At 64.4% G+C, this 11,718-nt stretch carries 13 protein-coding genes; 6 read left to right on the top strand and 7 right to left on the bottom strand.

Going from position 1 to position 11,718, the window contains the following annotated elements:
- The 6 genes from A7D17_RS20175 to cmk all read right to left on the bottom strand — a co-directional run bounded on the left by A7D17_RS20175 (position 1) and on the right by cmk (position 5,742).
- Entirely contained in the window at positions 1-975 is a 975-nt protein-coding gene (locus A7D17_RS20175; protein ID WP_064510767.1) for an MraY family glycosyltransferase, read from the bottom strand.
- A 257-nt stretch (positions 976-1,232) separates the two neighbouring features.
- Positions 1,233-2,411: a lipopolysaccharide assembly protein LapB gene (lapB, locus tag A7D17_RS20170; protein WP_064510731.1), complete on the bottom strand. Its 1,179-nt coding sequence runs from the start codon at positions 2,409-2,411 to the stop codon at positions 1,233-1,235.
- A 6-nt stretch (positions 2,412-2,417) separates the two neighbouring features.
- Positions 2,418-2,723 carry a lipopolysaccharide assembly protein LapA domain-containing protein gene (locus A7D17_RS20165; protein ID WP_064510730.1) on the bottom strand — a complete coding sequence of 102 codons (306 nt, stop codon included), beginning with the start codon at positions 2,721-2,723 and terminating at the stop codon, positions 2,418-2,420.
- Between the two features lie 67 nt (positions 2,724-2,790).
- Positions 2,791-3,102 carry an integration host factor subunit beta gene (locus A7D17_RS20160; RefSeq protein WP_002805779.1) on the bottom strand — a complete coding sequence of 104 codons (312 nt, stop codon included), beginning with the start codon at positions 3,100-3,102 and terminating at the stop codon, positions 2,791-2,793.
- Positions 3,103-3,190: 88 nt separating this feature from the next.
- Positions 3,191-4,876: a 30S ribosomal protein S1 gene (gene rpsA, locus A7D17_RS20155; RefSeq protein ID WP_029220061.1), complete on the bottom strand. Its 1,686-nt coding sequence runs from the start codon at positions 4,874-4,876 to the stop codon at positions 3,191-3,193.
- A 182-nt stretch (positions 4,877-5,058) separates the two neighbouring features.
- Positions 5,059-5,742 (bottom strand): (d)CMP kinase, encoded by a 684-nt coding sequence (cmk, locus tag A7D17_RS20150; RefSeq protein WP_064510729.1) that lies wholly within the window; start codon positions 5,740-5,742, stop codon positions 5,059-5,061.
- A gap of 174 nt (positions 5,743-5,916) precedes the next feature.
- Between cmk and ykgO the strand changes: the two genes are divergently transcribed.
- The 6 genes from ykgO (at position 5,917) to A7D17_RS20120 (ending at position 10,626) form a co-directional block, all read left to right on the top strand.
- Positions 5,917-6,042, top strand: coding sequence for a type B 50S ribosomal protein L36 (gene ykgO, locus A7D17_RS20145; protein ID WP_005913193.1), 126 nt, complete (start codon positions 5,917-5,919; stop codon positions 6,040-6,042).
- A 219-nt stretch (positions 6,043-6,261) separates the two neighbouring features.
- The gene (locus A7D17_RS20140; RefSeq protein ID WP_064510728.1) at positions 6,262-6,603 is read left to right on the top strand and encodes a hypothetical protein; all 342 of its coding nucleotides are present in this window, start codon (positions 6,262-6,264) and stop codon (positions 6,601-6,603) included.
- A gap of 235 nt (positions 6,604-6,838) precedes the next feature.
- Complete coding sequence (locus A7D17_RS20135) at positions 6,839-7,873, top strand: agmatine deiminase family protein (RefSeq protein WP_064510727.1); 1,035 nt, start codon at positions 6,839-6,841, stop codon at positions 7,871-7,873.
- A gap of 111 nt (positions 7,874-7,984) precedes the next feature.
- Positions 7,985-8,869 carry a carbon-nitrogen hydrolase gene (locus A7D17_RS20130; RefSeq protein ID WP_064510726.1) on the top strand — a complete coding sequence of 295 codons (885 nt, stop codon included), beginning with the start codon at positions 7,985-7,987 and terminating at the stop codon, positions 8,867-8,869.
- Positions 8,870-8,873: 4 nt separating this feature from the next.
- A complete protein-coding gene (locus A7D17_RS20125; protein ID WP_064510725.1) occupies positions 8,874-9,401 on the top strand; it encodes a GNAT family N-acetyltransferase in 528 nt (175 codons plus the stop codon).
- Complete coding sequence (locus A7D17_RS20120; protein ID WP_064510724.1) at positions 9,394-10,626, top strand: TraB/GumN family protein; 1,233 nt, start codon at positions 9,394-9,396, stop codon at positions 10,624-10,626. Before A7D17_RS20125 ends, A7D17_RS20120 begins: the two co-directional genes overlap by 8 nt.
- Before the next feature lie 139 nt (positions 10,627-10,765).
- Here the strand turns inward: A7D17_RS20120 and A7D17_RS20115 are convergent, their stop codons facing one another.
- Positions 10,766-11,674: an endonuclease/exonuclease/phosphatase family protein gene (locus A7D17_RS20115; protein ID WP_425479649.1), complete on the bottom strand. Its 909-nt coding sequence runs from the start codon at positions 11,672-11,674 to the stop codon at positions 10,766-10,768.
- Positions 11,675-11,718 lie beyond the last annotated feature (44 nt).

Raw genomic sequence — 11,718 nt, 5'->3', positions numbered from 1 at the left:
TCAGAAATTGCGCAGTCCGGCGCGCAGAAAGTACCAGCTGGCAGCAACGCCCAGGCCCCAGACAATTGCCCCGGCAACCTGCAGCCAAGCCCCATCATGACGAATTAACACATACAAGCAGACGGCAGCGACACTGAAAGCGAAGTAAACAGCAGTTACCGGAACGTGGCTCCCGACCCGGCGCGCCAGACGTTGGTACACGTGCAGGGAGTGCGGCTCCCACCAGCGTTGCCCGGCGAGCATGCGAGACAGCAGCGTGAAGCCGGCGTCTACAAGAAACGCAGTCAGTGGTATCCAGCCTATCCACCAGCTAGCCAGCCCTTCCGCCACGCTTAGTGCGAGCAAGGCGGCCAGCACATAGCCCAATGCCCCGCTGCCCCCATCGCCAAGGAAGATGCGAGCGCGTGGAAAGTTGAAGGGAAGAAACCCCAGGCATGCCGCGGACACTGCCAGCCCGGCAAGCGACCACGCAGCGGGAACCACTGCAGCGAACGCCAATGCCGCCAACGCAGCCTGGCTGGCCGCCAACCCGTTGATGCCGTCCATGAAGTTCCAGACATTGATCAGCACCACGCAGGCGGCTGCGCTGAGAATGCCGTCCAGGACATTGCCGGTGTACAGGACGACCAGCCATCCAAGCGATGCCGATGCAGCCAGGTGGATTGCAAAGCGCAACCTGGCCGACAACGGCCGATGATCGTCCCACCAACCAACCCCAGCGACCAGGATCAGACCGGCCGCAAACCAGCCCACCGGCAGGCGCGACGCCGGCCAGAGCATGCCGGCTACCACGCATCCCGAAAGGATTGACGCAACGATGGCCATGCCACCGCCACGTGGAGTGGCAACCGAATGACTTCGTCGCTCACCCGGGTGGTCGAGTAGACGGCGGTGCAGCGCATAACGTCGCAGCAGCCATGTTCCCAGCGCTGCAATCGTCAGATGCAATGCGCACCACAGCCAGATAGAGGGCATCACCATGCCCCGCGCTCCGAACCACTGCCGCCATCTAGAAGAATAGTCGCAGCGGATAGGAGCACAGAAGGCAATAGCATGCCGGCTTGCGTGGCGATGCCGGCACTGCCTGGAGCGCGCCACTCGATGCCGGAATGCATAAGCAGTGCCGCGCTCGGACCCATTGGAATTGCAACTGACTGGCACCGCTGCAGACCGCGGCGGTGGCTCAAGTCGATGTCAACAAGATGCAACTGTCCCGAAAGCTGCGACACGTCCTAGACCACCGCGTAGTTCAACAGCGGCTTGACGGTGCCCCATTCCTTGCAGCTCGGACATTGCCAATGATGCGTCTTGGCACCGAAACCGCAGCGCGTACAGCGATAGCTGGGGTTGCGCACCAGCAGCTGGTCGGTGATGTGCTTGAGATCCTGCAGGGTTCCGACCGGATCGCTGCCTTCGGCCAGGGTTAGGTCGATCAGCGCCGACTCGCCGCGCACCGATGGACGATCCTTGAGCTGGCGACCGAGATAGGCCAAGGCAGGCGCCACTCCGTCCTGCGCTTCCATCAACTGGGTCAGCGCCAGCACCGGCGCGATGCCGCGATAGTGCTCGGTCATCTCGGACAGGAAATTGCGCGCGCCGGCAATGTCGCCGACCCGGCGATACGCCGCCATCAACGCGGGAATGATCTCCGGCAGATATTCCGGGTCGTGCCGCGCCGCGCGCTCGAATGCCCGCACCGCCGCCTCATCATGACCGCGCTCGGCTTCGATTCGCCCCTCCAGAATGCCGGCCCGCACGGAGGTGCCGTCGGCCTGATAGGCGCGTGCGATCGCCTGCAGGGCCTCATCGGCCTTGCCCAACCCGCGGTAACGGTCTGCGAGTTCGCATTCAAACTGGGAAATCAGCTTGCCCATCGGCTCGCCGGTAACTTCCTCGTAACGGGTGGCGTTGTCGATCGCCTTTTCCCAGTCGCGTTCGGCCTGGTAGATACCGATCAGATGGCGCAGCGCCTGCGGCGCGCGTTGATCGAGCTGCGCCAGTTCGGTGAACACCGTTTCAGCCCGGTCCAGCAGACCGGACTTCATGTAGTCCTCGCCCAAGGCGAGCAAGGCCTGTACGCGTTGCTGGTCGGTCAGGTCACCGCGCTGCACCAGTCCCTGATGCAGCCGGATGGCACGATCGACCTCGCCGCGGCGACGGAACAGATGACCCAACGCAACCTGCGTCTCGAAGGTTTCCTTGTCCAGCTCGGCGATGTGCAGAAACAGCTCGATCGCCTTGTCTGGCTGCTCGTTGAGTAGATAGTTCAGGCCGCGGAAATAGGTGCTCGACAGACGACTGACCTGGGTATCGCCGTGGCGCTGGCCACCGCGCCGACCGACGATCCAGCCACTCAGCGCTGCCAGCGGCAGGAACAGGAAAAACCAGAACCACTCGGTCAGGAAGTCCATACGTACTTAGAGTCCATCGAGGGGGCGCGGCTCGACGGCGGCAGGCGCAACAGGCCTGGCGTCGGCACGACTGACCACGACAGCCTTGTTGGCCTGGCGCAGCTTGGAATAGAGGGGAATGACCACGCTGACCAGCACCATGCCGGCACCAATCAACACACCGACCAGCAGCGCGACGATGATCGCGACCCCGGAGGTCGTATGCACACTGGAAAACAGGAAATCGAGAGTGACGTCCTGGGAATTGACCGCACCGATGATCAGGCCGACCAACAGGAATGCCAGCATCACCAGCAAGCGAAACACCTTCATCGCGAGACTCCGTCGGGAAGGGGCCTAGCTTAACCGAGCCGACATAAACACAGCGGTAGAGCTGCCGTCAGTCTGCCGCATCGGCCAGATCGACCGGCACCACGGAGCTGACGCGCTCGCGCAATTCCTTGCCTGGCTTGAAGTGCGGAACATGCTTGCCCGGCAACGCGACCGATTCGCCGGTCTTGGGATTGCGCCCCAGACGTGGCGGGCGGTAATGCAGCGAGAAGCTGCCGAACCCGCGGATTTCGATCCGATCACCATCGGACAGCGCCTGCCCCATCATCTCCAGCAGCGACTTGACTGCCAGATCCACATCGTCCGACTTCAGATGCGCTTGGCGTCGCGCCAGGATTTCAATCAATTCGGACTTGGTCATGGGAAGACTTGCTTTTTTCGACTGACACATCGGAATCGGCCCGGGCAAGCCCGGGCCGATCCATCACGCTCGGTAGAGCGCTACGCGCTTACTCGGACTTGTTGTTGTTCAACTGCGCACGCAGCAGCGCGCCCAGCTGAGTCATGCCGCCCGACGCAGCGGAGGACTGGTATTCCTCCAGCGTTTCGCGCATTTCGGCATCGTCCTTGGCCTTGATCGACAGCTGCAGGGTGCGGCCCTTGCGGTCCATGCCCACGAACTTGGCCTCGATCTTGTCGCCAACCTTCAGGTGCTGGGTCGCATCGTCGACGCGCTCGTTGGCGATATCGCGTGCAGCGACATAGCCTTCGATGCCGTCGGCCAGGTCGATCGTGGCGCCCTTGGCATCCACTTCACGCACCACGCCTTCGACCTTCGAACCCTTCGGGTTGGACGCCATGTACTGACCGAACGGGTCCTGCTCCAGCTGCTTGACGCCCAGGCTGATGCGCTCACGCTCCGGGTCCACTGCCAGCACGACGGCTTCCAGCGTGTCGCCCTTCTTGTAGTTGCGCACGACATCTTCGCCGGTGGTGTTCCAGCTGATGTCGGACAGGTGCACCAGACCATCGATGCCGCCGTCCAGACCGATGAAGATGCCGAAGTCGGTGATCGACTTGATCTGACCGGACACCTTGTCGTTCTTCTTGTGGGTCGCAGCGAAGGTTTCCCACGGATTGGCGGCAACCTGCTTCATGCCCAGCGAGATGCGGCGACGCTCCTCGTCGACATCCAGCACCATCACTTCGACTTCGTCGCCAACCTGCACAACCTTGGACGGGTTGACGTTCTTGTTGGTCCAATCCATCTCGGAAACGTGCACCAGACCTTCGACGCCCGGCTCGATCTCGACGAATGCGCCGTAATCGGTGACGTTGGAGACCTTGCCGAACACGCGGCTGTTGGCCGGGTAACGACGGGCGATGTTGTCCCACGGATCTTCGCCCAGCTGCTTCAGGCCGAGGCTGACGCGGTTACGCTCGCGATCGAACTTCAGCACGCGCACGTCCAGCTCGTCGCCGACGTTGACGACTTCGGACGGATGGCGCACGCGCTTCCAGGCCATGTCGGTGATGTGCAGCAGGCCGTCGATACCGCCCAGGTCCACGAATGCGCCGTAATCGGTCAGGTTCTTGACGACACCCTTCAGGATCGCGCCTTCCTGCAGCTTGTCCATCAGCTGCTCGCGCTCTTCCGAGTGCTCGCTCTCGACCACGGCACGACGCGACACCACCACGTTGTTGCGCTTGCGATCCAGCTTGATCAGCTTGAACTCAAGCTCCTTGCCTTCCAGGTAGGCCGGGTCGCGCACCGGGCGCACATCCACCAGCGAACCAGGCAGGAACGCGCGGACATCCTTGATGTCCACGGTGAAACCACCCTTGACCTTGCCGCTGATGCGGCCGGTGATGGTTTCGTTCTTTTCCAACGCTTCTTCCAGCTCGTCCCACACCATCGCGCGCTTGGCTTTCTCGCGCGACAACACGGTCTCGCCGAAGCCGTTTTCGATGGAGTCCAGCGCAACCTTGACCTGGTCGCCCACGCCCACATCGATCTCGCCAGCGTCGTTACGGAACTGCTCGATCGGCACGATGCCTTCGGACTTCAGGCCAGCGTTGATCACCACCACGTCACCGCGCACTTCCACGACGGTACCGGTGACGATCGAGCCCGGCTTCAGCTTCGCCAGATTGGCTTGACTGGCTTCGAACAGTTCAGCAAAAGATTCTGTCATTTGGATTTACTCAGTTGAACACACGGGCGCCGGTCGTCGGATTGCGACAGAGACGGACTGCCCAGCCTGTTGGTCGACCCCAACAACGGGTCGGATTGGAAGTAATAGAACCGCCACGCGGGATGCGCAACGGAGCTTTGACACGCCTTACGGTCGGCGGGACAGGCCCGCTTGCGGAACGCTTACGACGGCGTGCGGGAGGACAACACCCCGACCACACGCTGGACGACATCTTCGATCCCGATCCCGCTGGTATCGATCAGCACGGCGTCTTCGGCCGGCCGCAATGGCGCCACCACCCGCTGCGCATCCCTGGCATCTCGGGCCATGATCTCGCGCAGCAGGTCGTCAAAGATAACCGAAACACCCTTTTCCATCAACTGTTTATGGCGACGGCCCGCACGTTCTTCGGCACTGGCGGTCAGGAACACCTTGAAGGCGGCATCGGGGAAGATCACCGTGCCCATGTCGCGACCATCGGCGACCAGCCCGGGCGCCCGCCTGAATGCGCGCTGGCGCTCCTTCAGGGCACTCCGGACCTCCGGAATGGCGGCAATGGCCGAAGCCAGTGCGCCGGTGGTTTCCAGGCGCAATTCGCTGGTGGCGTCCACCCCGTTGACCAGCACCCGCAGCCCCGCCTCGCCAGCGTCATCGAACTCCACGCGCGTATCGAAGGTACAGCGCACCAGCGCAGCCGGGTCGGACACGTCCAGATCGGCCCAGCTCGCCGCCACACCCACCGCGCGGTACAGGGCGCCCGAATCGAGGTAATGCCAGCCCAGGCGGGCGGCCACGATCCGGCTGACCGTGCCCTTGCCGGCACCGGACGGGCCATCGATGGTGAGAACGGGTGACAAGTCGGTCATTCAGGTTTCCGGAAGGGCATCAGGCGGTAGTGTAACGCCGCTCGCCGCCATTGCGCTGCAACCACTTGAAAGCACGACAAAAAGCCGGTTAGAATTGCCGGCTTAATTGCGAGTGCACCCTCGAACCGTGGGCACTCTTCCCATCGAACCCAACCGTTTACACCGAGGTGTGCCATGAAAGTCCTGTCCTCCCTGAAGTCTGCGAAGACCCGTCACCGCGACTGCAAGGTGGTCCGCCGCCGCGGCAAGGTCTTCGTGATCTGCAAGTCGAACCCGCGTTTCAAGGCGCGTCAGCGCTAAGCCTTTGCGGCGCGTGCAAGACCCGAGAAAGCCGCCCTCCGGGCGGTTTTTTCTTGGTCGGCGTGCGACTGCCGGCCCGCCGGCCAGACCGCTGGCGCCCAGGCCGCCCGCCGCAGCGCCGGACTGCAACACCAGGCGCAGCGCGACCGGCATCAACGCCTGTCGCGGTTTTTTGCTGTAATCACCACCTGAAATCTTGTCCACTGGGGAGTAGATGACATGCGCAACCGTTTGTTTGTGATGCCGCCGATCATGCTGACGATCGCACTGATGGGGATCAGTGCCGTCGCGTCGGCCGACACGCTGCTGGTCGATCGGGCACAGCAGAAACCCGCCGCCGCCCTGCCCTTGCGTGGCGACAGCATGAGCCAGGTGGAAAGCCGTTACGGCGCGCCGCAGGAAAAGCTCGACCCGCGTGGCGGCCAGAAGCGCCAGTGGCCGACGATCCATCGCTGGGTGTACCCGGCGTTCACCGTGTACTTCGAAAAGAGCAAGGTGATCGACGTGGTGGCCAACCAGGCCGACGCCAACGAGATCGGGCCGAAGCCGCCGATCAAGTAATCGCAGCCACGCCCGGCCGACAGGACAGGCAGGCATCTGCATGCCGCACCGCTGGCTCAGCGGTCTGGCATGTCGGCCTGCCGCATCCGTCAGCAGCCGGACATGTGGCGCTGCGAATCTGCACCAAGGCCTGACGCGTGACTGTGCGTCAGGATCGCAAGAGCCTGCACCCGGGTGCAGGGTATCGATGAACGTCCGGGCGATTGCCCGGACACCAAGATGAGTATTGCCAGGCATGACCGACCGTGTTCGCTTCCCCGCCGAATGGGAACCCCAATCCGCCGTGTTGATCGCGTGGCCGCACGCCGGCACCGACTGGGCCGAGCGCCTGGCCGATGTGGAAGAGACCTATATCGCGTTGGTGACGGCGATCGCCCGCTTCGAGCCGGTGATCATCTGCGTGGCAGACGACGATCTGCAGATCTATGCCGAGGCGCGGCTGCGCTCGGCGCGACTGGATATGACGCGCGTGCGTTTCGTGGTGGCCGCCTATAACGACACCTGGCTGCGCGATTCGGGTCCGATCACGCTGCGCCAGGGTGCCGGCTTCCGGCTGATGGATTTCCGCTTCACCGGCTGGGGCGGCAAGTTCGAGGCCAGCCTGGACGACCAATTGGTGAGCTCGCTGGATGCGGCACAGGTTTTCGTGCCCGCTCCGGTGCAGACGGTGGATTTTGCGCTGGAAGGCGGTGCGATCGAGACCGACGGCGCCGGCACCCTGCTCACCACCTGGACCTGCCTGCACGAGCGTCACCCGCAGCGCACGCGTGAGTCGCTAAGCAGCGATCTTGCTGCATGGCTGTCGCAGGATCGCGTGCTGTGGCTGGACCACGGCTACCTCGAGGGCGACGACACCGACGCGCATATCGACACGCTGGCGCGCTTTGCCGGTCCGGATGCGATCGTCTACCAGGGCTGCGATGTGCCGGGCGATTCGCACTACGCCGAACTGCAGGCGATGGGCAACGAGCTGGCCGCGCTGCGCACCACCGACGGGCAGCCGTACCGCCTGTTCGTCCTGCCGTGGGCCGAGCCGATCCTGGATCAGGGACGTCGCCTGGCCGCGTCGTATGCCAACTTCCTGATCGTCAACGGCGCGGTGCTGATGCCGGCGTATGGCGACAAGGCCGATGCGACCGCGCAGGCAGTGCTGGCCGAAGCGTTTCCGCAGCACGAAATCGTGCCGGTGCCGTGCCGTGCGCTGATCTGGCAGAACGGCAGCCTGCATTGCCTGACCATGCAGTTGCCGGCCGGCCTGCTGGCCGCCTAGACCTTGCATTCGTCGCGGCGATCCATGCGCCGCGTCGTTCCTGTTCCGGCCGGCAGGCCGGTGTTCCGCCATGACGCGCTACCGTAGTGCGTCACCCAGTTGGATGTAGCCATGACCCGTCATCTCCTTTCCGTCGCGCTGATCCAGGAGCGCAACCACGGCGACGCCGAGGCCAACCTGGCCGTCATCGCATCGCGCGTGGCCGAAGCCGCCGCGCAGGGCGCCAAGCTGGTGCTGTTGCAGGAACTGCACAACGGTGCGTATTTCTGCCAGCACGAGTCGGTGGAGGAATTCGATCTGGCCGAGCCGATTCCCGGCCCGAGCACAGAGCGTCTCAGCGCGTTGGCCAGGCAACACGGCGTGGTGCTGGTGGCCTCGCTGTTCGAGCGTCGCGCTGCCGGTCTGTATCACAACACGGCGGTGGTGTTCGAAACCGACGGCCGCCTGCTCGGCAAGTACCGCAAGATGCACATCCCCGACGACCCGGGCTTCTACGAGAAGTTCTACTTTACCCCGGGCGATCTGGGCTTTACGCCGATCGACACCTCGGTGGGCCGCCTGGGCGTGCTGGTGTGCTGGGACCAGTGGTATCCGGAGGCGGCGCGGTTGATGGCGCTGGCCGGTGCGGAACTGCTGCTCTACCCCACCGCAATCGGCTGGGACCCGGACGACCAGCAACCCGAGCAGGAGCGTCAGCGCGACGCGTGGATCCTGAGCCATCGTGGTCATGCGGTCGCCAATGGCGTGCCGGTGCTGTCGTGCAACCGCGTCGGCCATGAGCCCTCGCCGCTGGGCGCATCGGGCATCCAGTTCTGGGGCAACAGCCATGTGCTGGGACCGCAAGGCGAGTTCATCGCCGAAGCCGGCCAGGAGCCGACCGTGCTGATCTGCGATGTCGACCTGCAGCGCAGCGAACACGTCCGCCGCATCTGGCCGTTCCTGCGCGATCGGCGGATCGATGCGTATGGCGACCTGCTCAAGCGCTACATCGACTGACCGTATGCCCGTCGAGTTGCGTGCAGTCCGCGCGGCGGACATCCCAGCGATCACCGCGATCTATGCGGAGCAGATCGCCGGGTGCAATACCTACGAATACAGCGCTCCATCCAGCGAGCAGATGCGCTCACGCGTGGACGCCGTGGTGGATGCAGGCTACCCCTATTTGGTCGCAGAACGCGATGGTGCGGTGGTCGGCTACGCGTATGCAGGCAGTTACCGCGCGCGTGCAGGCTACCGCTGGACCGTGGAGAACTCGATCTACGTGGCCGAAGGCCAGCAGGGCCACGGCATCGGCAGCGCCTTGCTCGGCGAACTGATCGCACTGTGCGAACAACGCGGCTACCGGCAGATGATTGCGGTGATCGGCGATGCCGACAACCAGGCCTCGCGCCGGCTGCATGAACGTTTTGGATTCCGCACGGTCGGAGTATTCAGCGGGATCGGCCGCAAGCATGGTCGCTGGCTGGACAGTGTGCAGATGCAACGCGCACTCGGCTCCGGCGACACCACCCCTCTTTCTGATGAATGACCCCATGACTGAGCAGCTCCCCCACGTTCTGGACGATGCGCTGTCCGGCCAGCCGCATCGCATCGTCGAGCGCGATGGTGTGCGCTACACCCTGCTGGGTACCGCGCACGTGTCGCTGGCCAGCGTGGCCGCGGTGCAACGGGCGATCGGCAGTGGCCGTTACGACGCGGTGGCCGTGGAGCTGGATACGCAGCGGCTGCAGGCGCTCAGCGACCCGGATGCGCTGGCTCGCCTGGACCTGGTGCAGGTGATCCGCAAGGGGCGCGTGGCGCTGTTTGCCGCCAATCTTGCGCTGGCGGCCTATCAGCGCCGGCTGGCCAAACAGTTGGGCATCGAGCCGGGCGCGGAATTGAAGGAGGCCGTCAACCTGGCGCGTGCGCAGGGGCTGCCGGTCTACCTGATCGACCGCGAAGTCGGGCTGACCTTCAAGCGCGCGTCCGGACGGTTGGGATTCTTCGGCAAGATGAAGCTTGCCGGCGGTTTGCTCGGCGGCCTGTTCGCCGCCGATGAAGTGGGCGAAGAGGAAATCGAAAAGCTCAAGCAAGGCGACATGCTGGAGGCGAGCTTCGGCGATTTCGCCAGCGAGAGCCCGGAGCTGTACGAGACCGTGATTGCCGAGCGCGATCGCTACATGGCCACGCGCCTGCGCGAAGAAGCCGGTAGCGGGCAGCACGAAGTGCTGGCGGTCGTCGGCGCCGGACATCTGGCCGGGCTGGCGCGGCATCTGGAACAGGATACCGATGCGCCCGGCCCGCTACGCGAGTCGCTGGAATACGTGCAACAGCGCAAGCGCGTTCCCTGGATCACGCTGGGCATCCTGGCGGTGATCATTACCGGGATCGGCATCGGCTTCTGGCGCGGGGGCCTGAGCATGGGCGCCGACCTGCTGCTGCAATGGGCGATGTATACCGGCGGCATGGCGGCACTGGGCTGCCTGCTGGCCGGCAGCCACCCGCTGAGCATCCTGACCGCGGCGGTGGTGGCACCGTTCAAACCGTTCCGGCTGAGCGTGCCGACCGGGGCATTTGCCGCACTGGTCGAGGTCCATATGCGCAAACCGGCCTATGGCGATTTCCTGTCGCTGCGCGACGATGCACAGACGCTGCGCGGCTGGTACCGCAATCGCGTGTCGCGCGTGGTGCTGACTTTTCTGCTGACCAATGTCGGCAGCATGGCCGGGGTATGGCTGGCCGGCGTGCAGATCTTCAATCGCCTGCATGGGTGAGGATGGTGGCGCTGCAGTGCACTGCAATCCGTCGCCTGCCGTAGGAGCGCACCCTGACGCGATGGGGCATCCCCGGTAACGCCCCACCCCAGTGCGCCCGGGCGCTCCTACGGCTACGGCCTCTATCGCTTGCGCGCTGCTACGGCGCGGACTGCGCCGATGGTGCCAGCTGCAGGCGTACCCACACGCCATAGTGATCCGATGCCCAGCGACCTTCGGCATACGGGGTGTCGAACAGGATGCGTGCTTCGCGGGCAAGCAGCCGGTTCTGCTGGAAAAACACATGATCGATGCGTGCCGGCGTGTCGAAGACATGCAGGTTCAAGGTGCTTACCCCGGCAGCGCTGCTGCGATGCACGCTGCCATAGCTGTCGCCATAGCCCTTGCGTAGCGCCTCCAGATCCAGTGCATCGGCGGCAGTATTGAAATCGCCCGCGATTACCACCGGCGCCTGTGCACTGGTGGAGCCAATGAACTCCAGCAGATCGGCCACCTGGCGCGTTCGCGTCGCGGTGCCGCGTGCATCGGCGCGTTCGTTGAGATGGGTGACGTAGACATTGACCGGCTGGCCGTCGACATCGACCTGCAGGTGCGCGGCGACGCGGTAGTCCTCCAGCGGTTGCAGCAGGCGCTGATGGCTGGCCAGTACCTTGCGTCGGCTCAGCAGCGCATTGCCGTAGCGCTTGGGTGCACCGATGGGATCGACCGAGGCGAAGATCACCTCGTAGTCCAGCTTGCGCGCTAGCCAAGTGGCCTGGTTTTCCACGCTGCCGCGCCGCTCGATGACCTCCTGCAACGCGATCACGTCCGGCGCCAGCTGCCTGAGTTCCTTGGAGATATGCGCGCGACGGCCCGGCCAGTCCTCACGATCGTGGTGCAAGTTGAGCGTGACCAGAGTCATCTCGCGCGACGGCGCGGCGGAGGGAGTCGCCGTCCCTGATCTCGGACCCACAGCGGCCTCGCCGCGTTGCTTCGCTTGATCAGTCCTGAGCTGCGATTGTGCGGGCGCTGCCTGGGCAGCCGCAGCGCACGCCATCAACAGAGCCACCACGGCCAACATCACGCCACGGTGGCGCCACTGCCCTGCCCGTC

Source organism: Xanthomonas floridensis (genome assembly GCF_001642575.1).
In the GTDB taxonomy this organism is placed as follows: Bacteria; Pseudomonadota; Gammaproteobacteria; order Xanthomonadales; family Xanthomonadaceae; genus Xanthomonas; species Xanthomonas floridensis.
This window is presented reverse-complemented; position numbering and strand designations above follow the sequence as displayed.